14 protein-coding genes and 1 pseudogene are annotated in these 23,104 nt (G+C 66.0%); 7 read left to right on the top strand and 8 right to left on the bottom strand.

Annotated elements, in window-relative coordinates; all coding sequences use genetic code 11:
- Window positions 1-21: 21 nt before the first annotated feature.
- Window positions 22-993 (top strand): D-erythronate dehydrogenase, encoded by a 972-nt coding sequence (denD, locus tag ACYP33_RS34800; RefSeq protein ID WP_459625596.1) that lies wholly within the window; start codon window positions 22-24, stop codon window positions 991-993.
- A gap of 119 nt (window positions 994-1,112) precedes the next feature.
- Window positions 1,113-2,303, top strand: a complete 1,191-nt coding sequence (locus ACYP33_RS34795; protein WP_459625595.1) for an NAD(P)/FAD-dependent oxidoreductase — start codon at window positions 1,113-1,115, stop codon at window positions 2,301-2,303.
- 156 nt (window positions 2,304-2,459) lie between these two features.
- Here ACYP33_RS34795 and ACYP33_RS34790 read toward each other — a convergent pair whose 3' ends face one another.
- Genes ACYP33_RS34790 through ACYP33_RS34775 form a run of 4 tightly spaced genes read right to left on the bottom strand, consistent with a single transcriptional unit; the run spans window position 2,460 to window position 7,697 of the window.
- Window positions 2,460-4,070: an efflux transporter outer membrane subunit gene (locus ACYP33_RS34790; protein WP_459625594.1), complete on the bottom strand. Its 1,611-nt coding sequence runs from the start codon at window positions 4,068-4,070 to the stop codon at window positions 2,460-2,462.
- On the bottom strand, window positions 4,067-5,308 hold the full coding sequence (locus tag ACYP33_RS34785; RefSeq protein ID WP_459625593.1) for an efflux RND transporter periplasmic adaptor subunit: 1,242 nt from the start codon (window positions 5,306-5,308) through the stop codon (window positions 4,067-4,069). The genes ACYP33_RS34790 and ACYP33_RS34785 overlap by 4 nt, the downstream gene beginning before the upstream one ends.
- A gap of 41 nt (window positions 5,309-5,349) precedes the next feature.
- Complete coding sequence (locus ACYP33_RS34780; protein ID WP_459625592.1) at window positions 5,350-5,625, bottom strand: DUF1656 domain-containing protein; 276 nt, start codon at window positions 5,623-5,625, stop codon at window positions 5,350-5,352.
- Complete coding sequence (locus ACYP33_RS34775; RefSeq protein WP_459625591.1) at window positions 5,622-7,697, bottom strand: FUSC family protein; 2,076 nt, start codon at window positions 7,695-7,697, stop codon at window positions 5,622-5,624. Before ACYP33_RS34775 ends, ACYP33_RS34780 begins: the two co-directional genes overlap by 4 nt.
- 337 nt (window positions 7,698-8,034) lie before the next feature.
- Between ACYP33_RS34775 and ACYP33_RS34770 the strand changes: the two genes are divergently transcribed.
- The gene (locus ACYP33_RS34770; protein ID WP_414448289.1) at window positions 8,035-8,727 is read left to right on the top strand and encodes an aspartyl/asparaginyl beta-hydroxylase domain-containing protein; all 693 of its coding nucleotides are present in this window, start codon (window positions 8,035-8,037) and stop codon (window positions 8,725-8,727) included.
- 16 nt (window positions 8,728-8,743) lie between these two features.
- On the opposite strand, the gene ACYP33_RS34765 is transcribed toward ACYP33_RS34770, so the two are convergent.
- The 4 genes and pseudogenes from ACYP33_RS34765 to pcp all read right to left on the bottom strand — a co-directional run bounded on the left by ACYP33_RS34765 (window position 8,744) and on the right by pcp (window position 13,136).
- Window positions 8,744-9,748 (bottom strand): GlxA family transcriptional regulator, encoded by a 1,005-nt coding sequence (locus ACYP33_RS34765; protein ID WP_414448290.1) that lies wholly within the window; start codon window positions 9,746-9,748, stop codon window positions 8,744-8,746.
- Window positions 9,749-9,889: 141 nt separating this feature from the next.
- Complete coding sequence (gene choW / locus ACYP33_RS34760) at window positions 9,890-10,789, bottom strand: choline ABC transporter permease subunit (protein ID WP_414448291.1); 900 nt, start codon at window positions 10,787-10,789, stop codon at window positions 9,890-9,892.
- Window positions 10,782-12,069: pseudogene (locus tag ACYP33_RS34755) on the bottom strand (quaternary amine ABC transporter ATP-binding protein); the annotation flags it as partial. The gene choW and the pseudogene ACYP33_RS34755, both read right to left, overlap by 8 nt.
- A gap of 413 nt (window positions 12,070-12,482) precedes the next feature.
- On the bottom strand, window positions 12,483-13,136 hold the full coding sequence (pcp, locus tag ACYP33_RS34750; RefSeq protein WP_459625590.1) for a pyroglutamyl-peptidase I: 654 nt from the start codon (window positions 13,134-13,136) through the stop codon (window positions 12,483-12,485).
- 327 nt (window positions 13,137-13,463) lie between these two features.
- On the opposite strand from pcp, the gene ACYP33_RS34745 reads away from it, so the two are divergent.
- The 4 genes from ACYP33_RS34745 to ACYP33_RS34730 all read left to right on the top strand — a co-directional run.
- Entirely contained in the window at window positions 13,464-14,114 is a 651-nt protein-coding gene (locus tag ACYP33_RS34745) for an NADPH-dependent FMN reductase (protein ID WP_414441117.1), read from the top strand.
- A gap of 259 nt (window positions 14,115-14,373) precedes the next feature.
- A complete protein-coding gene (locus tag ACYP33_RS34740) occupies window positions 14,374-14,589 on the top strand; it encodes a transcriptional regulator (RefSeq protein ID WP_414449219.1) in 216 nt (71 codons plus the stop codon).
- A 108-nt stretch (window positions 14,590-14,697) separates the two neighbouring features.
- Window positions 14,698-15,600 carry a ferritin-like domain-containing protein gene (locus ACYP33_RS34735; protein WP_414448293.1) on the top strand — a complete coding sequence of 301 codons (903 nt, stop codon included), beginning with the start codon at window positions 14,698-14,700 and terminating at the stop codon, window positions 15,598-15,600.
- 747 nt (window positions 15,601-16,347) lie between these two features.
- On the top strand, window positions 16,348-23,104 hold a 6,757-nt coding region (locus tag ACYP33_RS34730), incomplete at its 3' end, for an ESPR-type extended signal peptide-containing protein (RefSeq protein ID WP_459625615.1).

The following is a 23,104-nucleotide window of genomic DNA, read 5'->3' as shown; positions in this document are numbered from 1 at the left end:
CCCGACACGAAAGACACGCCCATGAAAGTCCTGATCACCGGCGGCGCCGGCTTCCTCGGCAAGCGCCTCGCCACCCAACTGCTGGCCCGCGGCGAACTCGCCGGCCCGAACGGCGCGCGCGAGCGCATCGACGAACTGCTGCTGCTCGACGTGGTGGAAGCGGCCGGCTTCGACGACCCGCGCGTGAAAACGCTGGTCGGCGACATCTCCGATCGCGCCGTGCTCGAACGCGCGATCGATACGCAAACCGGCGCGATCTTCCACTTGGCCGCGATCGTCAGCGGCCAGGCCGAAGCCGATTTCGAACTCGGCATGCGCATCAATCTGGATGCGTCGCGCACACTGCTCGACGTGTGCCGCGCGCTCGGCCACACGCCGCGCGTGGTGTTCACCAGTTCGGTGGCTGTCTACGGCGGCGCGCTGCCCGAGGTGGTGCTCGACGAGACTGCCCTGAACCCGCAATCGTCGTACGGCGCGCAGAAGGCGATCGCCGAACTGCTGCTGTGCGACTACGCGCGGCGCGGCTTCGTCGATGGCCGCGTGCTGCGCCTGCCGACCATCAGCGTGCGCCCGGGCCGCCCGAACGCGGCGGCGTCGTCGTTCGCGAGCGGCATCATCCGCGAGCCGCTGAACGGCGAAGACGCGGTGTGCCCGGTGCCGCTCGACACGCGCCTCTGGCTGCTGTCGCCGCGCCGCGCGGTGGAAGCGCTGGTGGCCGGCTGCGAACTCGACGGCGCGGCGCTCGGCAAGCGTCGCGTGATCAACCTGCCCGGCATTTCGGTCAGCGTGGGCGAGATGATCGATGCGCTGCGCGAAGTGGCAGGCGACGCGCCGGTGGCGAAGATCCGCCACGAGACCGATCCGCGCGTGGTGGCGATCGTCGGTAGCTGGCCGGGCCGCTGGGATACGGCGCGCGCCGAATCGCTCGGGCTGGTGGGCGATACCGCGTTCGCCGACGTGATTCGCGCTTATATCGAGGACGAGCAGGGCTGAGGCGAGGTAAGCCGCCCGAAAGGACGCCCGGGGCGGCGAGCGGTTAGGATAGCGGACCATCGAACGCAGCGGCGGCCACGCCCCGACGGGTTCCGCCGCGCTCTTCCCGGGCTTCCATCATGCAAACTCATCGTCCCCGTATCGCGGTCGTGGGCGGCGGCATCATCGGCCTCGCCATCGCACGATCGCTGACCCTGCTGGGCGCGGGCGTGACCGTCTTCGAGCAGAAGCGCCTCGGCAGCGGCACCAGCAGCACCAGCTTCGCCTGGATCAACTCCAACGGCAAAAGCCCCGTCAGCTATCACGCGCTGAACTGCGCCGGCATCGCGGAACATGCGACGCTGCAGCAGCAGTGCCGCACCGAGGCGCGCTGGTTCGACGCCTGCGGCACGTTCGAATGGGCCGGCGACGCACTCGAGCAGCAACGGCTCGGCGAGCGCGCCGCCAAGCTGCAGGCGCTCGGCTATCCGGCCGTGGAAGTCTCGCCCGCGTTCGTGCGCGCGCGCATCCCCGAACTGCAACTGGCCGACGAGCAGGCGCCCGTCTGGCATTTCCCGTCCGAAGGCCTGATCGCGCCGTCGATCCTGATGGCGCATCTGTGGGCCGAGGCGCGCGCCGCCGGCGCGGTGGCGCACGAGCACACCGAAGTGCGCGCCATCGACGAACGCGACGACGGCGTGACGCTGGATCTGTCGTCCGGCGAGCGCTGGACGGGTGACGCCTGCGTGCTGGCCACCGGCCGCTGGACAGCCAGGCTGGCCGCCACGCTCGGCATCGGCCTGGCGATGGTGGACGCCGAACGCAAGGACAGGATCGCTTGCGGCTTCCTGGCCTCGACCGATCCGCAACTCGTGCAGTTGCACAGCAACCTGATCGGCCCGGATCTCAACGTGCGCCCCGACGGCGGCGGCCGGTTGCTGCTGCAGGCCCTGGATCTCGACGATCACGCCGACCCGGCCAATCCGCCCGCGATCGACAGCGACATCGCCCGGGAACTGCTGCACCGCCTGCACGGCTGGTTCGGCAACACGGGCGGCGCGCGCATCGAGCGAATCGTGGTGGGGCAACGCTCGCGGCCGGCCGACGGGCTGCCGGCGCTCGGCTTCGTCACGCCGAAGCGGCGCGCCTACGTGGCGGCCACTCACAGCGGCATGACGCTCGGCCCGCTGCTCGGCCGGCTGATCGCCGACGAGCTGGTGGCCGGGCGCCGCGATGCGCTGCTGGCCGATTTCGCGCCCGACCGCCTGATCGGCCACGACGCCAGCGAGTTCTCGCCGATCGCGACAATCCGCTTCCCCGCCGAGCAATAAATACGGCGTGACGTGATCCGAGGCGGCATCGGCGATGCATGCCTCGGCCGCCGTTCAATGCGCCGCCGCTCCCCTCATCTGCGCATCGAGACGCGCGCATGCGGCGGGACGACACGGCCTGACGCGGCATCGCGGCACACGCGCCCCCGCCGCCGTTCAGCGCGCCGCCGTGCCCTTCATCTGCGCATCGAAACGCTCGCGCGCGACGCGGTCCGCCTCGCTCGCGCGCGCGGCCGAATCGCTCCAGCCGCCGCCGAGCGCCTGGAACAGCGCCACCTGCGCGCGCGACACGCCGGCCTGCGCCGATACACGCTGCGCCCGCACGCTGACCAGCGAGCGCTGTGCATCGAGCAGGTTCAGATAGGCCACCGCGCCGTGTTTGTAGAGCCGCTCGGTTTCGGCCAGCAGCGCGACATCGGTTTGCTCGGTATCGGCCAGCGCGGCGTCGTATTCGAGCGCGTGTGCGTAGGCGTCGAGCGCCGTATCGGTTTCCTTCACCGCCACCAGCACGGTCGAGTCGTAATGCGACAGCGCCGCGCGGGCGTTCGCCTGCTGGCCACGCGCCTGCGCAAGCGCGACCTCGACGTTCGGGAAATTCCATTGCAGCAGCGGCCCGAGCTGCCAGGTGCGTCCGCTCGACTGGAACGCGCCGGCCACGGTGGCGCCCTTGCCGCCCACGCCGATGCCCAGCGACACCTGCGGATACAGCGCGGCCATCGCCACGCCGATGCCGGCCGTCTGCGCGGCGAGCTGGCGCTCGGCCTCGGCCACATCGGGGCGGCGGCGCAGCAGGCTCAGGCCGTCGCCCACCGGCAGCGTGTGCGCGATGCGCGGCGGCGCGGTGCAGCGCTCGGCGGCGGGCGGCACGTCGGACGGCGCACGCCCGAGCAGCACCGCCAGCGAATACAGCGCCGCCTGGCGGTTGGCCTCCAGGTTCGGGATGGTCGCGGCCTGCGCCTGCTGCTGCGCCTTCGCCTGCAACACGTCGACGTCGGCCGCCGCGCCATGCGCATGCAGGCGCTCGACGAGCTGATATTGGCGATCGGCGATGCCGAGCTGGTCGCGCGCGTTGGCCAGCGCCGCGTTGCCCTGGCAGGCGAGCAAATAGCCATCGACGGTGTTCACCACGAGCTTGATCTGCGCGGCCGCGAACGCGAAGGTCTGCGCGTCGTAGCTCGCGCTGGCCTCTTCCACCGCGCGGCGAATCCGGCCGAACAGGTCCACCTCGTACGACACGCCGAGATTGATGCCGGCCGCATTGAAGCGATGCAAGCCCGACGCACCGTAGACGTTGTTGCGCTCGCGCGCATAGCTCGCCGACACGCTGGTGGACGGCAGCCACGCCGCGCGGGCCTGGTCGAGCGCCGTTTGCGCGGCGGCCAGCGTCGAGGCGGCCTGGCGCAAGTCGAGGTTGGCGCGCAGCGCTTCTTCCACCAGCGCGTTCAGGTCGGGATCGGCGTACAGCTTCCACCAGTCGTCGGGCACGGTGGCCGGCGTGTAGAGCGTGGCCGGGTCGGCTTGCGGCACGCCGGCGGCCGTGCGGCCGAGCGCGGGCGGCGTGGCGGCCTGCGCGCCGCTGGCCGGGGCGACATCGGCGCCCGACGCGGCGGCGGGCACGCCCGGCAACGCGCGTTGCGCGGCGGCCGGCGCGGCGGGCGCACGGTAATCGGGGCCGAGCGGGTGGAACAGCGTGCAGGCGCTCATCGTCAGGCACAACGACGACGCGGCCAGCACGCCGCGCGGCAGGCGCGTCATGAAGCGGTTCATGGCTGCCCTCGCGCGGCCGAGGCGGTGGAAGCGGTGGATGGGCCGGATCGGCTCGATGCGCCGGAAGCGGTGGATGCGGTGGATACGCCTGACATGCCGGAAACACCAGATGCGGCCAATGCCCCCGATGCAGTGGATGTGCCGGGCATGCCGGAAGCGCCGGATGCAGCCGTTGCCCTGGATGCGATGGATGCACCCGGCATGCCCGAAGCACCCGATGCAGCCGACGCCCCCGATGCGTTGACAGCCGCCGCAGCCGATGCCCCGGACGCCCCCGCCGGCATCCGCTCGGGCGCGGTGCTGCCCGGTGCGTTCGGCTGCGCGCCCGGCTTCGCTTGCGCGTCGCCCGATTTGAGGATCGCCACCGAAGCCGTGCGTCCGCTGATCAGGCGCGCGTCGATATGCGTCTGCACATCGTCGAACGCGATCCACACCGGCACGCGCTGCGCGAGCCGCACCCACGCGAAGTTCGGATTGATCGATGGCACCAGCGCGCCCGCGCCGGCCGCCGTGTCGGAATCCTGGATCGCGCCGACCACGCTGATCACATGCCCGTCGAGCGGCGCGCCCTCGCCCATCAGCCAGATCCGCGCCCGGTCGCCCACGTGGATGCGCGAGATGCGCGTTTCCTGGAAATAGCCCTCCACACGCAGCGACGCCACGTTGACCAGCGCCAGCATGCCGGTGCCCGCGCTGACGAAGCGCCCCGGATGCAGGGTCGCGTTGGTCACGATGCCGTCGAACGGCGCGCGCACGGTCGCGCGTTCGAGATCGAGCCGCGCCGAGGCCAGCGTCGCGCGCGCTTCATCCACCGCCGCCTGCGCGCCGCGCAGCGCCTGATCGGATTGCTCGACGCTCTGCTCGGACACCGCGCCGCGCAACGCGCGGTTGCGCGCGGCCTGCTGGCCGGCATACACGCGCTGCGCCTCGGCGCTCTCCAGGCTCGCGCGCGCCTTCTGCTCGGCGATCTGAAAGCGCTGCGGATCGACGCGGAACAGCACGTCGCCGCGATGCACGAACACGTTGCCGTGCACGTTCACCTCGGTCAGCAGGCCGCTGACGTCGGTCGTCACGTTGACCACGTCGGCGCGCACATGGGCGTCGCGCGTGCGCGGATCGCGCTCGTAATACGTCCACATATAGGCGGCGGCGATGGCCGCGATCGCGACGATGAAGAGCGCCAGCAACGACTGGAAGACGGTACCGATGATCCTCGATTGGCGGGGCGTGAAATGCACGGCGAATCCTCGCTAGGATGCAATGAGAAGAAGGAAACGCATCAGGGCCGGAACAGCCGATGCAGCCAGTCGTCGAGCGCCGACGACAACGGCAGCGCGCTCGGCCCGCCGAAGATCCGCAGCACCACGGCCAGCAGGATCAGGAACAGGCACACCTGGATCAGGCCGACGTGCCAGACCCGGCCGCCGAGCGGCCAGATATGCAGGAAGCGGTCGAGCACGCGGCGCAGCACGAACAGCAGCACGAACACCACCGCGATCGCCACGGCCGGCATCGGCACGAAAATGCCCAGCAGATCGACTTCGGGCGACATCATGACGCGGCTCCGGGGGCGGGGTTGCCGTTGCCGCCCGCGTCGGTGCGCGGCGGCACGGGCGGGGCGGCATGCGGATAAAGCGCGAGCCGCACGTCGGCCAGCAGCGCCTGCGCGAACACCGGCAGGCCGGCTGCCGCGTGCAGGAAGGTATCGAGCGCGACGGGCGAAGTTGGCGGCGCGTCGTTGCCATCGTGCTTGCCCCGTGCATCCGCCGCCGACAGCAAACGCCCGACCGCCGTGATCAGCCACGCGCTGTCCGGCAGGCGGCGCTGCACGCGGATCAGCTCGCTGCCGATGCGCATCTCGCGCATCGCACGGGCCGGCGGCGAATCGTCGATCACGGCCGCGCCGGCCGGCTTGCCGGTGGCGGCCGGCACCCATTGCGACAGCAGGATGAAGCGGTCGAGCGCACGCTGCTCGTAGGCTTGCGCGTCGTCTTCGCGGCCCCGCACGACGTCGCGCAGGTCGGCCCGCGATTCGCGCTGCACGCGCCCGACCGGGCCGCCGGCCGGCAGGCGCACCAGCAGCACCAACCACAACAGCGCCGAGCACAGCCCGATCGCGAGCCCCAGCACGCTGTTCAGCAACTGCGCCAGATCCACCGACGGGCCGTTGTTGCCGAGCCGCAGCAGCGCCATCGGCAGCACCGCGAACAGCACCTTGCCCGGGTCGGGCACCACCAGGCCGAGCACGAACAGCGCCGGGAACAGCACCAGCGCCACCGTCACCATCGAGCTGGTGTGCGGCAGGATCGCCGTCACGTACACGAACACGATGCCCAGCGCGATCGCCACCACGCGCGCGATGCCCAGCAGCGTGGTCACCGGCGCGGGCGAGCGCGCGCTGACCACGAAGAACGTCGTACTCAGCAACATGCCGAGCGCCGCGAAGGCGGACACCCAGTCGAACAGGTTCCAGAACACCGCGAACGTGGCCATGTGCAGCACCGTGCCGAGCACGATGCGCAGCCGGTAGCCGAGATCGACATGCGGCAGCACCAGCGGCGTGGCCTTGTGCCGACGCGGCAGCCGCGAGCGCGACGGATGGCGCGCCGACAGATTGGCGCGCGCCGCGCCGATCAGGCACCAGATCGCGAAAATGCCGCGCAGGCAGCGGCGCTGCATGCGCACCAGCAGCGCATCCCAGTCGTCAGGGGCCACCTCGACGCGGCGGCGCAACCGTGCATGCAGCGCCGCGCGCGCGTCGTCGGGGTGGCCGGCCTCGATCCAGCCGGCCAGCGATTCGCGCAGCGCCACGTCGGCGCGTGGCAGGCCGTGCGTCTCGCGGTGCGCGTCGATGTCGCTCATGCGGTACAGGTGCGGCAACAGCCGCAGCCCGCGCAGCCGGATCGCCTCGGCAGCCTCGCGGCGGCGTCCGCCCCGACTCAGCCGATCGAACGGCAAATAGGACGACAGCACGTCGATCAACCCGACCGATTTGACGAGCTTGGCCTCGTGATCCTCGCGGCGTTCGGCCGGCTGCTCGCGCCCCGGCGGCCCGTGCTCCCACGCCTCGCCTCGCAGCGCGGCCACGCACAGGCTGCGCAGGTGCGCCAGCCAACCGTCCACCACCGCGCCCAGCTCGTCGCGCGAGGTATGCACCAGCAACAGCGTATCGACGAGGAACAGGATGAACGCGCCTACCAACACGTCCTGCACGCGATCCACCACGCGCAGCCAGACCATGTCGGGCGTGGTGATGCCGGGCATCGCCACCAGCAGGCAGGTGGTGCCGGCCATCAGGAACCCGTAGAACCTCGGCAGGCGGTCGCCCACCGCGAAGAACGTGGTCACGCTGATCAGCGCCATCATCGCGCCGACGATCACCATCTGGGACAGCGAGAACACAATCGACGCGAGCAGGCCGACGCCCGCGCCGGCCAGTGTACCGGCCAGCATGTAGAGCCATTTCTGGCGCATCGCGGCGGTGGAATCGAGGGCGAGGATGTAGACCACCATCATCGCCCAGTACGGATAGTCGAAGCCGCGCACGAATGCGATGCTCAGCGCGAGCATCGCGGCGAGGTAGAGTTTCAGCGAGAGGAGGATGCGACCAGGTCGAATCAGTGGCATCGATGCGCTTGGGGAAACAAGGTGTGGCAACCCGCCGGACACGAATCATCGGCCGGTCGGAACGGCCGATGCCAGCCGGTGACGGCCGAGCGGGCAAAGCGCGCCGATCATAGCATGTCGCCCCTATTTTCTTACCGGCCGTAAGGTCGCAGGCGGCCCCCGCCGGGGCCAAATCATCACGCTTCATTACCAGCAGCGCGCTGGTCATACATTGTTACAGCGGCGATATGGAACCGTAAGCCCCATCTGGGATGATCGCCCTCACATGCCCGGTTCGGGACTGGAACCGTTCGTCACTCGTAGCGAACGGCGCCCCGCGGGCCACTCGGCGATCCACATGGCTGCTTTTTACGATCTCGGCGCGCGTACCTTGCGCCACCTTTACGATCGCAAGATCCGCAGCGCGGCAGTGCTCGACACCGCCGCGCTGTTCCCGGACGCGCGGCGTTTCACGGCTGCCTGGCGCACGCTGCGCGACGAGGCGCTCGACGTCGCGCGCGACCTGCCGCGCATTCCGCGCTTCCACGAGATCATGCGCGAGCAGGCCGACATCTCGGCGAACGACGCGCGCGACTGGCGCATGTTCATCCTGCAGGCCTACGGCGTGGGCTTCGAGAAGAACCGCGTGCGTTGCCCGGCGCTTGCCGCGATCGTGGACGCCACGCCCGACGTGCTGTCGGCCTCGCTGTCGTTCCTCGCGCCGGGCAAGCACATTCCGCCGCATCGCGGGCCGTTCCGCGGCGTGCTGCGCGGCTATCTGGTGCTGTCGATGCCCAAGCGCGACGACGGCAGCCCGGCCGCCGTGCTGAAGATCGACGGCCGCGACCATCGCCTCGACGACGGCCAATTTCTGCTGTGGGACGACACGTTCGAGCACGAAGTCTGGAACGACAGCGACAGCGTGCGCATCGTGCTGCTGCTCGACATCCGCCGCCGCGACCTGCCGCCGGGCCTGCGCCTGCTGTCGGCCGCGATCGTGCGACTGATCCAGGTCGGCATCCGGCTGCGCGGCGGGTCGATTCCGGTTTGAGCGGTGGTGGCCGGCGTTACTGGCGGGTCGGCGTGCGGCGCTCGTAGCTCGGCGCGTGGCCGAACTGCGCGCGATAGGCCTTGCTGAAATGGCAGGGCGAATGAAAGCCGCACACGCTGGTCACGCGTGAGATCGACGCGTCGGTGCTGCGCAGCAGGTCCCGCGCGCGCTTCAGGCGCAGCGTCAGGTAGTAGTGGGTGGGCGACACGTTCAGATAGACCTTGAACATGCGCTGCAGATGGCGCTGCGACAGGCGCACGAGGCGGGCCAGCTCGTCGAGCGACAGCGGCTCCTCGATATTGGCTTCCATGAGCCGCACCACCTCCACCAGCTCGGCACGCGAGAAACCCACGCGCGCATCGACCGGAATCGGCTGCGGATCGCCCGCGCCGCGAATCCGCTCCACGATGAATTGTTCGGATACCTGAGCGGCCAGCGGCTGGCCGAGCCGCGCGCCCACCAGGTTCAGCATCAGGTCGAGCGGCGCGGTGCCGCCGGTGCAGGTCAGCCGGTCACGATCGACCACGAACAGCTCGTCGGCGAAATGCACGCGCGGGAATTCGCGGTGCAGCGCCGAGAGGTTCTCCCAATGCACGGTGCAGCGATAGCCGTCGAGCACGCCGGCCGAGATCAGCGCGTACGCGCCGGTGCAGATGCCGCCGAGCGGCAGCCCGCGTTCGGCCAGCGCGCCCAGCGCCTCGCGCGTGCGCGCGTCCACCACCTCGCGGATGCGCACCCCGCCGCACACGATCAGCACGTCGGGCAGCGGGCCGTCGAGATCGAGCGGCAGCGTCGGGCGCACGGCGATGCCGTTGCTGGCCTGCACCGGGCCGCCGTCGAGCGAATAGATCGACCATCGGTAATGCTCGGCGCGGCCCACGTAGTTCGCCATCCGAAGCACTTCGACCGCGCTGGTGAACGCGATCATCGAGAAGTCGGGCAGCGTGAGAAAACCGAAATGCGCAAGCGCCTGGGGGGACGTCGCACGGGCGACGGGAACGGTCTCGACTGCAAGGCTCACGATCGGTCTCCGGCCTGAGCAGGTTGCACGAAGCCTGCCCGGGCGGCACGGCGCAGCCCGGGCAGGCAACAGGAACGAAACGCTTGGAACGATGCAACAGGAAACCCCGGAGCCGGCAGGCAAGCCGGCTCCGGGCGACGCTCAGGCCCGCTGGGCGGCCGACGACTTCGTGCCGAACAACTGGCGGAACCCCGAGAACAGCGGTGCGCGTGCCGCGCCGGGCGCACGGCCGAAGCTTTCGGTGATGCGGTCCAGCACGATCGCGAGCAGCACCACCGACAGGCCGCTTTCGAAACCCAGGCCGATGTCCAGACGCTGAATGCTGGCCAGCACGTCGTTGCCGAGGCCGCCCGCGCCCACCATCGACGCGATGATCACCATCGACAGCGCCATCATGATGGTCTGGTTCACGCCCTGCATGATCGACGGCAGCGCGTTCGGGATCTGCACCTTGTACAGCAGTTGCCACGGCGTGCAACCGAACGCCTGCCCCGCTTCCACGATCTCGCGGTTCACGTGGCGGATGCCGAGGCTCGTCAGGCGCACGGCCGGCGGCATTGCGAAGATCACCGTGGACAGAATCCCCGGCACGCGGCCCAGGCCGAACAGCATCGCGGCCGGAATCAGGTAGACGAACGCCGGCATGGTCTGCATCAGGTCCAGGATCGGACGCACGATGGTCGCCACCACCTTGCTCTTGGCCGCCCAGATGCCGAGCGGAATGCCCAGCACGAGGCTGATGATGGTGGACGACAGCGTCAGGCCGAGCGTGATCACCGTCTGATCCCAGAAGCCGGTCGCGAAGATCAGCAGCATCGCCGCCGTGGTGAAGATCGCGAAGCGCCAGCCCACCCGCCACAGCCCGACGCCGATGAAGATCGCCATCATCAGCCACATCGGAATCGCCTGCAGGCCGTGTTCGACGGCAGCGGCCAGGCTTTCGATCACGCGTCCGATCGCATCGAACGTCTTCGCATCATGGTCGAGCAGGTAACGGACGCCCTGGTCGACCCAAGTGCCGAGCGGAATCATTTCAGACATGGGAGCCTCGCGAGCGGGTAATGGCTTTCAGGAGCACGGCCCGATCCACGGAACCGCAGTAACAGCCGTCGGCATCGACGACGGGCAGGGCATTCGGGCTGGCCACCACGCGTTCGACCACGTGATCGAGCGTGGCGTCGTGCCGGATGCATTCGATCTGTCGCAGGTTCGGCGCGCTGGTGCCGATCGCCTCGCGCGTGACGAAGCCGCGGATCTTGCGCGCCTCGTCCAGCACGAACGCGTAGTCGGCGCTGCCGTTCAGCGTGGCGGCCACGTTGGCCGCGTCGAACTTCGAAACCACCGGCACCGCGCCGGTCTGCATCAGGTCGCCGGCCGTCAGGTAGCGGCTGGTGTCGATGCCGTCGAAGAACGCGCGCACGTATTCGTCCGCCGGGTTCGCGATGATGTCCTGCGGCGTGCCCACCTGCACGAGACGGCCGCCTTCCATGATCGCGATCCGCGTGCCGATCCGCAGCGCTTCCTCCAGATCGTGGGACACGAACATGATCGTGCGGCGCTGCTCCTTCTGCAGTTGCAGCAGCACGTTCTGCATTTCCTTGCGCTTGAGCGGATCGAGCGCCGAGAACGCCTCGTCCATGATCATCAGCGACGGGTTCACGGCCAGCGCGCGGGCCAGGCCGACGCGCTGCTGCATCCCGCCCGACAGCTCGGACGGCAGCTTCTTCGAGAATGCCGCCAGGCCGACCTGCTCCAGCACGTCCATCGCGCGGCGTTCGCGATCCTTGCGGCTCACGCCGGCCACTTCCAGGCCGAACGCGGCGTTCGACAGCACGGTGCGTTGCGGCATCAGCGCGAACGACTGGAACACCATGCTCATGTCGGTCCGGCGCAGCGCGGTCAGCTCCGAGCGGCGCACGGCCGCGACATCGCGGCCATCGATCAGCACCTTGCCGGCCGTCGGCTCGACAAGGCGGTTGACGAGGCGGATCAGCGTGGACTTGCCCGAACCGGACAAGCCCATCAGCACGAAAATCTCGCCTTCCTGAACGTCGAACGACACGTCGTGCACACCGACCACCTGGCCGGTCTGCTTGAAGATATCGTCCTTCGTCGACCCGGCTGCGAGCATGTCGAGCGCCTGCTTAGGGTTATTACCAAAAACCTTGCACAGACCTTCGACCACGACCTTGGGGGCATCCATTGAAACCTTCTCCTCGTGTAGCGGGGGCTCGCACCAACAGAGCGTGCCTCAATGGTTGCTAGAAAAAAGTACAGGCAGCCGACGAATTCCGACAGTCGCTTGCGCAAATACGACACCTGCATTTGTCATGCGACGCCAAGCCTGGCGCGGCGCGGCGGCCCACGGCCCTCCGCCTGCGGCGTTGCATCACGTGAAAAGCCACGCCGGGCGTGCAATGTGAGACAGCATCGTGCAACGCGTCACACCCCGTTCGGAGCCACCCGCGCGGCGGAAAAACACAAGCCGGAAAGTCGTAAATCGACAAGATCGTGTCCGATCACCGACAGGCCCGCAAGGGGCCTCGGCGCGCGGGCGTTCGATGCGCCGGACGCGTCAAAGGTGCAACCCGGTCGCACCTCGTTCGCAGCGCCGGAAGGCCTTGCTTTCCGGTTCCTTTCACGCTGTCAGGATAGTTGCGCACGCATCCGATTCGGCACCGTGACGCCACCTGGTTGATCAGGAATCCGGACGATAGACAACGTCGCCCGCCCGCTACTGCACCGCGCCCTCGCCCACGCGCACGTCGTGCTCGACGGCGAGCGCGGTGGCCGCCATCACGCGAATCGCCTGCGCCTGCAGTTCCACCGACAGGCTCGGCATGCCCGGATGCCGCGCCGCCAGCGCCGGGTCGCACGGCAGATGCACGAAGCCGCCGCGCGTGGCCATGCGCTGCATTGCGAGGTGATGCAGCAGCGTGTAGAACACCGCGTTGCAGGCATAGGTGCCGGCCGTCTGCGAGACCGAGGCCGGGATGCCGGCCGCGCGCAGGTCGCGCACCAGCGCCTTGATCGGCAGCGTCGAGAAATAGCCGACCGGGCCGCCCGCCACCACCGGCACGTCGATCGGCTGCCGGCCGGCGGTATCGGGGATGCGCGCGTCGATCACGTTGATCGCCACCCGCTCGACGGACACGTCGGCGCGCCCGGCCGCCAGCCCGAGGCACAGCACGAGCGCGGGCGCGGTGTGCTCGATCGCAGCCAGCAGCGCCGGCCCGGCCTCGTCGAACACGCAGGGCAGGCAGCGCGCCACCACGCGCGCGCCGTCGAGCGTTTCGCCATCGACACGGCGGGCCGCGTCCCACGACGGGTTGTGGGCGTCGCCGCCGAACGGCGCGAAGCCGGTGACAAGAATCGTGCTCGTGCTCATGCAAACGGCCCGGAAGGATGGCGCAAGCGCCCATCTTAGGCCCGGAACCGCGCGCGCCAGAAAAAATGCCCCGGCGGCGTTTCCGCCGGCGGGGCCAACCCATGTCAGAGACAACGCCTGAATTCAACGCGTCCCGATCGATCTTAGTGACGCCTCCGGGCGCGTCCAACCAGACAATCGTGCTATCCAATCGACCGGCCCACCGGGCCGCTTGCCATGCTCCAGCGCATATCGATAGAACGAAAAGTCGTTTCGCACGGCGCGCGCGGCTCGCTACCATGGCGGTTCAGGCCTGCCCGATCAGGCACCGCATTCCGGGAGCGCATTTTGACTGCATTCGACCAACACCGCCGACCCTTCATCGTCGGCATCGGCGGCACCACCCGCGCCGCCTCGTCCACCGAGCGCGCACTGGGCTTCGCCCTGCGCGGCGCGCAAGCAGCCGGCGCCCGCACGCGGCTGTTCGACGGCCCGTTCCTGCATTCGCTGCCGCACTACGCCCCGGAGCAGAAAAGCCTCAGCGCCGCCCAGATCGAGCTGATCGAAGCCGTGCGCGATGCCGACGCCGTGATCATCGCGACGCCCGGCTACCACGGCGGCGTGTCCGGCCTCGTCAAGAACGCGCTCGATACGCTGGAAGAGCTGCGCGCCGACGAGCGCCCCTACCTCGACGGCCGCGCCGTGGGCTGTATCGTCACCGCCTACGGCTGGCAAGCCGCCGGCACCGTGCTGAGTTCGCTGCGCTCGATCGTCCATGCGCTGCGCGGCTGGCCGACGCCGTTCGGCGCCGCCGTCAACACGCTCGAAACGCGCTTCGAATCCGCCGACACCTGCACCGACGCCAAGGTGGCCGGCCAGCTCGAAACGGTCGGTGCGCAAGCCGCCGAGTTCGCGCTCGCCTTCGCCTCGCACCGGGCCGCGACGCGCGTGGCCACCGACGGCGGTTTCGCGCCGGTGCTGAAGCTCGCTTCGAAGTAACGCGACACCCCACGCATCGCCCGCCACCGCGCCCCGCGCAGCCGGGACGCACCCCGACAGCCGGTCACCGACCGGCTTTTTTGCGTGCGTGGCCGGCATGCCGCGCGCCGGGCCGCCCGGCCCGATGGCGCCGTTCACCGCGGCCGCGATGCTAAGGATTCGCCCATTCGCGGGCATATGCTTCGCCGGAAAGATTGGTTCCGACGCGGCACCGGGGCGCTTACGCTGGAACCTCCTGCACTTCACGCTCTCCCCTGCAATGAATCGTCCGATCCGCTACAAAGGCTACGAAATGGCGCCCGCCGCCGCGCAGCAGCCCAATGGGCTGTTCGCCGCGAACCTCACGATCGAGCGGACCACGGCCGGACCGCCGCGCGCCTATTCGTTCGACGCCATCGACTTCTTCTTCGACGAGTCGCTCGCCCTCGCCTACGCGTCCCGCTGGGGGCGCATCTGGATCGACGCCCATAGTTGACGCAAGGCAAGCCGGACGCGGATTCCGACCTGGCACGAAAAAACAGAAAACGGTGGCCTATGGAAAAATAATCCACCTCGTTTTCTTGCCAACGTCCTACCCACGCTTATGTCCGACACGCTACAACAGGAGCAAGCGGCCGACCACGCCATGCGCAACTGGGCGCACGACGATACCGGCCCCGTGCGCATCGGCTCCGACGCGCACCGCCAGATGTTCTGCCGCATGCTGCTCGATACCCATAACCCCTACAAACCGGCCATCATCGACTGGCCGCCGCTTGCCCCCGACGAACTGAAACGGCTCACGGCGCTGCCGATCTGGGACATCGCCGTGCAGACCGAAGGCCGTGCCTCGATCCGCGTGGCCACCTTCGCCGCCACCGTGACGGACCCGCTGCTGCGCTCGGCGCTGCAGATGGACGGCGAGGAGGAAGCGCGCCACAAGGTCGTGCTGTCCAGGCTCGTCGAAGCCTACGGCATCCACCTCGCGCCCGAACCGCCCTACCCGGCACCCACCGACCCGGAATGGGCCTGGGTGCTGACCGGCTTCAGCGAGTGCATCGACAGCTTCTTCGCGTTCGGGCTGTTCCGTTCCGCGCAGCAATCGGGCTTCTTCCCCGAGGCGCTCGTGGAAACCTTCGAACCGGTGATCCAGGAGGAAGGCCGCCATATCCTGTTCTTCGCGAACTGGTACGCGTGGTACTGGCGCAACCTGCCGTGGTGGAAGCGGCCGTGGTTCTTCCTGCGCGTGGCCGCGATCTGGGCGACGCTGATCCGCGATCGTATCGGCATTGCGCGCGGCATCGACGCCGACGGCGTGGCCCACGACGCCAACTTCCCCGCCAACGCCGCCGCCACCGTGGGCACCGACGCGCTGAAGCCGCGCGCCCTGATCGAGCTGTGCCTGGCCGAGAACGATCGGCGCATGGCCGGCTACGACCCGCGCCTGCTGCGCCCGAAGTTCGTACCGCGGCTGGCACGCCTCGCACTTAAATTCATCCGGGCGTAATTCAAACCACCGGGTGGCCGCACGGCCGCCCGTTCCCTGCCCTCCGTCGTACCGTCTCCCCGCCTCGCCACTCGTTGTGCCGTCACGTCCGGCCATCCCGCGACCATTCGGATCGAAGAAAACCGAAACCGGCCGGAAAGGCTGCGACAACCGAAAATCCCTCGTTTTGAAAGCGCTCGCCGCATCGACAGGAAGCGCGTAACCGGTGCAATTTGCCCCACTTTGCCTGGTGCCAATGCACCAGATCATTTACGGATCGCACCCGGTTTACGTCATTTTCGCCACACTTCTCTTGGCATGAAACAGTTTAGTTAATCGTTTTTACAAGCCTACATAAATGTTGAATTGATAAATTTTCCGTTTTCATTTTTACAAATTCGGAGCAACCCAGCCCTGCGAAATTTTTACGCATTGCAGCATTTTTTAATACAGAGTTACCTTTGAATACGCCGAAAAATTTCCATAGCTCCTTATTCATCATGGATTTCCCGCAGATGACCAGGGACTTTTGACCGATACAATGCACTTACATCATTCGACTTACTGATTCTTCATAAAACTTAACAAGCCTATAAAACAGAATCGTCGAACACTGTTTTACAGTTGATACCTGCGAGTTTGCAGTTGTTTTCATTTGAAATTAGCGAGCTCTCATAGAATCCGCGCAATTGATCGCTTTTCCGTGCATGCCGGCAATCACACTTGATTTTGCCTGGTGCAACGCACGGCTCCGTGGAGAAAAGCAGTATGAATCGCAATTACCGTTCGATCTGGAACGAATCTCTCGGGGCTTGGGTGGCTGCATCGGAAAACGATTCGGCTCGGGGTAAACCCAATAAATCGGCAGTTGCAAAAGCGGTCACCACGGCCGTGCTGGTTGCCGGCACGACCAATCAGGTCGCGCACGCGCAGTACGCGACCGGCGGCGGCGTCACCACCAGCACGTCGGCCATCGCGATCGGCGGCAATGCGGCCGTGCTCGGTATCTACACGCCCAGCAACACCACCGCCACCGGCACCGGTGCGATCGCGATCGGGTCGAACTCCACGTCGTCCGGCATCGCCTCGATGGCGCTCGGCTACGGCTCCACGGCCACCGGCACCACCTCGATAGCGGTCGGCAATGGCGCGACCGCCACCGGCATCTACACCACCGCCTTCGGTCACAACGCATTCGCCACCGGCTCCAGCGCGATCGCCGTCGGTTCCGGCTCCGGCGCGACCGGGCTGGGCTCGACGGCGGTCGGCAACGACACGCGCGCGACCGCGAGCAGCTCGGTGGCGATCGGCGGCGGCGACAGCTCCGGCACCGGCGGCGCCACTGCCTCCGGCGCCTCGGCGGTTGCCGTCGGGCGTTTTTCGGTGGCCAGCTCCACCAGCGCGCTGGCCGTCGGCGCCGGCGCGTCCGCGTCCGACCAGTACGCCGTGGCGCTCGGCCCGAATTCGACCGCGTCGTACGCGGGCAGCGTCGCAATCGGCAACGGCAGCGCAACCGCCGCCGCAGCTCCCACCACCACCGGCTACCTGACGGGCCAGGCCGCACCGACCGCCGAAGTGTCGGTGGGCAACGCCACCACGCTGCGCCGCATTACCAACCTGGCCGACGGCTCGGCCGCGACCGACGCCGTCACCGTCTCGCAGCTCAGTACCGGACTCAGCACGACCACCAGCTCGATCGCGAGCTTGTCGACGTCGACGTCGAGCGGGTTGTCGACGGCGAATAGCCGTGTGACGTCCCTGTCGAGTGGGCTTTCCACGACGAACAGCAATGTCACTTCGCTGTCGAGTGGCTTGAGCGCGACCAATAGCAATGTGTCGTCGTTGTCGACGGGGGTGGGGTCGCTGTCGAGCGGGCTTTCCACGACGAACAGCAATGTCGCTTCGCTGTCGAGTGGGTTGAGCGCGACCAATAGCAACGTGTCGTCGTTGTCGACGGGAGTGGGGTCGCTGTCCACCGGGCTTTCCACGACGAACAGCAATGTCGCTTCGCTGTCGTCCTCCGCCTCGACCAGCGTCGGATCGTTGTCCACCGGGCTTTCGACCACGACAAGCAATGTCACGTCGCTGTCGAGCGGATTGAGCACCACCAATAGCAACGTCTCGTCACTGTCCTCGGGGCTCGCGTCGTCCAGCAGCTCGATTTCCTCGCTGTCGAGCGGATTGAGCACGACCAACAGCAATGTCTCGTCGTTGTCGACGGGCGCCGGCTCGTTGTCCACGGGACTCTCCACAACCAACAGCCGCGTCACGTCGCTGTCGACGGCGTCATCCACGGCCGAAAGCTCGCTGTCGACCGGTTTGTCGTCGACCAACAGCAATGTCTCGTCGTTGTCGAGCGGCCTCAGCACGACCAACAGCACGGTCTCGTCGTTGTCGACGGGCGTGACCTCGATTTCCAGTGGGTTGTCGACCACCAACAGCAATGTTGCTTCGTTGTCGAGCGGCCTCAGCACGACCAACAGCAATGTCTCGTCGCTGTCGACGGGCGTGACCTCGATTTCCAGCGGGTTGTCGACCACCAATAGCAACGTCGCTTCGTTGTCCTCGTCGACCTCGACCAGCGTCGGCTCGCTGTCTACCGGTTTGTCGTCGACCAATAGCAACGTCACCTCGCTGTCGAGCGGCCTCAGCACGACCAACAGCAATGTCTCGTCGCTGTCGACGGGCGTGACCTCGATTTCCAGCGGGTTGTCGACCACCAACAGCAATGTCGCTTCGCTGTCCTCTTCGACCTCGACCAGCGTCGGCTCGCTGTCTACCGGGCTTTCGACCACGACGAGCAACGTCACTTCGCTTTCGTCGGGTTTGAGCTCGACGAACAGCAACGTCACGTCCCTTTCGTCGGGCTTGAGTTCCACGAACAGCAACGTCACTTCGCTGTCCAGCGGACTCAGTACGACCAATAGCAATGTCTCGTCGCTGTCGACGGGTGTGACTTCGATTTCCAGCGGGTTGTCGACCACCAACAGCAACGTCGCTTCGTTGTCCTCGTCGACTTCGACCAGCGTCGGCTCGCTGTCTACCGGTTTGTCGTCGACCAATAGCAACGTCACCTCGCTGTCGAGCGGTCTGAGCACTACCAACAGTAATGTCTCGTCGTTGTCGACGGGCGTGACCTCAATTTCCAGTGGGCTGTCGACCACCAATAGCAACGTCGCTTCGCTGTCCTCTTCGACCTCGACCAGCGTCGGCTCGCTGTCTACCGGGCTTTCGACCACGACGAGCAACGTCACTTCGTTGTCCAGCGGACTCAGTACGACCAATAGCAATGTCTCGTCGCTGTCGACGGGCGTGACTTCGATTTCCAGCGGGTTGTCGACCACCAACAGCAACGTCGCTTCGCTGTCCTCGTCGACTTCGACCAGCGTTGGCTCGCTGTCTACCGGTTTGTCGTCGGCCAACAGCAATGTCACCTCGCTGTCGAGCGGCCTCAGCACCACCAACAGTAATGTCTCGTCGTTGTCGACGGGTGTGACCTCAATTTCCAGTGGGCTGTCGACCACCAACAGCAACGTCGCTTCGTTGTCCTCGTCGACTTCGACCAGCGTCGGCTCGCTGTCTACCGGTTTGTCGTCGACCAACAGCAATGTCACCTCGCTGTCGAGCGGCCTCAGCACCACCAACAGTAATGTCTCGTCGTTGTCGACGGGCGTGACCTCGATTTCCAGCGGGTTGTCGACCACCAACAGCAACGTCGCTTCGTTGTCCTCGTCGACTTCGACCAGCGTCGGCTCGCTGTCTACCGGTTTGTCGTCGACCAACAGCAATGTCACTTCGCTGTCGAGCGGCCTGAGCACGACCAACAGTAGTGTCTCGTCGTTGTCGACGGGTGTGACCTCGATTTCCAGTGGACTGTCGACCACCAACAGCAACGTCGCTTCGCTGTCGTCCTCGACCTCGACCAGCGTTGGGTCGTTGTCTACTGGACTTTCCACCACGGCGAGCAACGTCACTTCGCTCTCGTCGGGCTTGAGTTCCACGAACAGCAACGTCACTTCGCTGTCCAGCGGACTCAGTACGACCAATAGCAATGTCTCGTCGCTGTCGACGGGTGTGACTTCGATTTCCAGTGGACTGTCGACCACCAACAGCAATGTCGCTTCGCTGTCCTCTTCGACCTCGACCAGCGTCGGCTCGCTGTCTACCGGGCTTTCGACCACGACGAGCAACGTCACTTCGCTTTCGTCGGGTTTGAGCTCGACGAACAGCAACGTCACGTCCCTTTCGTCGGGCTTGAGTTCCACGAACAGCAACGTCACTTCGCTGTCCAGCGGACTCAGTACGACTAATAGCAACGTCTCGTCGTTGTCGACGGGTGTGACTTCGATTTCCAGTGGGTTGTCGACCACGAACAGTAATGTCGCTTCGCTGTCGTCCTCGACCTCGACCAGCGTTGGGTCGTTGTCTACTGGACTTTCCACCACGGCGAGCAACGTCACATCGCTCTCGTCCGGCCTGAGTTCCACGAATAGCAACGTCACCTCGTTGTCCAGCGGACTCAGTACGACTAATAGCAACGTCTCGTCGTTGTCGACGGGTGTGACCTCGATCTCCAGCGGGCTGTCGACCACCAACAGTAATGTCGCTTCGCTGTCGTCCTCGACCTCGACCAGCGTTGGGTCGTTGTCTACTGGACTTTCCACCACGGCGAGCAACGTCACATCGCTCTCGTCCGGCTTGAGTTCCACGAACAGCAACGTCACTTCGTTGTCCAGCGGACTCAGTACGACCAACAGCACCGTCTCGTCGTTGTCGACGGGTGTGACCTCGATCTCCAGCGGGCTGTCGACCACCAACAGTAATGTCGCTTCGCTGTCGTCCTCGACCTCGACCAGCGTTGGGTCGTTGTCTACTGGACTTTCCACCACGGCGAGCAACGTCACATCGCTCTCGTCCGGCTTGAGTTCCACGAACAGCAACGTCACTTCGTTGTCCAGCGGACTCAGTACGACCAACAGCACCGTCTCGTCGTTGTCGACGGGTGTGACTTCGATTTCCAGTGGGTTGTCGACCACGAACAGCAATGTCGCTTCGCTGTCGTCCTCGACTTCGACCAGCGTTGGATCGTTGTCTACTGGACTTTCGACCACGACGAGCAATGTCACCTCGCTCTCGTCCGGCCTGAGTTCCACGAATAGCAACGTCACCTCGTTGTCCAGCGGACTCAGTACGACTAATAGCAACGTCTCGTCACTGTCGACGGGTGTGACCTCGATTTCCAGTGGACTGTCGACCACCAACAGCAATTTCGCTTCGCTGTCGTCTTCGACCTCGACCAGTGTCGGATCGCTGTCCACCGGGCTTTCGACCACAACGAGCAACGTCACCTCGCTCTCGTCAGGACTGAGCTCGACGAACAGCAACGTCACGTCCCTTTCGTCGGGCCTGAGTTCCACGAACAGCAACGTCACTTCGTTGTCCAGCGGACTCAGTACGACCAATAGCAATGTCTCGTCGCTGTCGACGGGTGTGACTTCGATTTCCAGTGGACTGTCGACCACCAACAGCAATGTCGCTTCGCTGTCGTCTTCGACCTCGACCAGTGTCGGATCGCTGTCCACCGGGCTTTCGACCACAACGAGCAACGTCGCCTCGCTCTCGTCCGGCTTGAGTTCCACAAACAGCAACGTTTTGTCGCTCTCGACTTCAACTTCGACCGGCATCACCTCGCTCTCGACGGCGGTCAGTTCGCTGTCGACATCGACCTCGACCGGTATCGGCTCGCTGTCCACAGGCGTAGGCTCGCTGTCGACCGGGTTGAGCACGACAAACAGCAACGTCACTTCGCTCTCATCTGGTCTCAGCACCACGAACAGCAATGTCGCTTCGCTGTCGTCGTCGACTTCGACCAGCATCGGTTCGCTGTCCACCGGACTTTCCACCACGACGAGCAATGTCACCTCGCTCTCGTCGGGCTTGAGCACCACAAACAGCAACGTCACTTCGCTCTCGTCTGGTCTCAGCACCACGAACAGCAATGTCGCTTCGCTGTCGTCCTCGACTTCGACCAGCATCGGTTCGCTGTCCACCGGACTTTCCACCACGACGAGCAATGTCGCCTCGCTTTCGTCGGGCTTGAGCACGACAAACAGCAACGTCACTTCGCTCTCATCTGGTCTCAGCACCACTAACAGCAATGTCTCTTCGCTGTCGTCGTCGACTTCGACCAGCGTCGGCTCGCTGTCCACCGGACTTTCCACCACGACGAGCAATGTCACCTCGCTTTCGTCGGGCTTGAGCACCACAAACAGCAACGTCACTTCGCTCTCGTCTGGTCTGTCTTCAACCAACAGCAACGTGTCCTCGCTGTCCTCCTCCGTCTCCAGTGGGTTGTCGACGACAAACAGCAATGTTTCGTCACTGTCGAGCGGTCTCAGCTCCACCAACAGCAATGTCTCGTCGTTGTCGTCCTCGACCTCGACCAGCGTCGGCTCGCTGTCCACCGGACTTTCCACGACGACGAGCAATGTCACCTCGCTTTCGTCGGGCTTGAGCACCACAAACAGCAACGTTACTTCGCTGTCGAGCAGCGTAACGTCGATTTCCAGCGGCCTGTCCACGACGAACAGCAACCTGACGACGCTCTCGACTTCGACCTCGACCGGCATCACCTCACTGTCGACGGCGGTCAGCTCACTCTCGACGTCGACGTCGACCGGCATCGGCTCGCTGTCCACGGGGATTGGCTCGCTGTCGACCAGCATCGGTTCGCTCTCGACCGGCGTCGGCTCGATCTCAACCGGCATCGGTTCGCTGTCGACAGGCCTGAGCACCACCAACAGCAATGTGTCGTCGCTGTCGACTTCGACCTCATCCAGCGTCGGCTCGCTGTCGACGGGGCTGTCGACGACCAACAGCAACGTCACTTCGCTGTCCAGCGGGTTGTCTACGACCAACAGCAATGTCTCATCGCTGTCGTCCTCGGTCTCCAGCGGGCTGTCGACCACGAACAGCAACGTGTCCTCGCTGTCGACTTCGACTTCGACCAGCGTCGGCTCTCTGTCGACCGGGTTGTCTACGACCAATAGCAACGTTTCGTCGTTGTCGAGCGGCCTGAGCACGACCAACAGCAATGTCACCTCGTTGTCGTCCTCGGTCTCCAGCGGATTGTCGACGACGAACAGCAACGTTACTTCGCTGTCGAGCGGCTTGAGCAGCACCAACAGCAATGTTTCCTCACTGTCCAGCGGCCTGAGCACGACAAACAGCAATGTCTCATCGCTGTCCACTGGCTTGAGCACCACCGATAGCAACGTCTCGTCGCTGTCGACTTCGACCTCGACCAGCGTTGGTTCGCTGTCCACTGGGCTGTCCACGACCAACAGCAATGTCTCCTCGTTGTCGTCCTCGGTCTCCAGCGGGTTGTCGACGACGAACAGCAACGTGTCCTCGCTGTCGACTTCGACTTCGACCAGCGTTGGTTCGCTGTCCACTGGGCTGTCTACGACCAACAGCAATGTCTCATCGCTGTCGTCCTCGGTCTCCAGCGGACTGTCGACCACGG

It is taken from the genome of Burkholderia sp. 3C (genome assembly GCF_054589155.1).
This window is presented reverse-complemented; position numbering and strand designations above follow the sequence as displayed.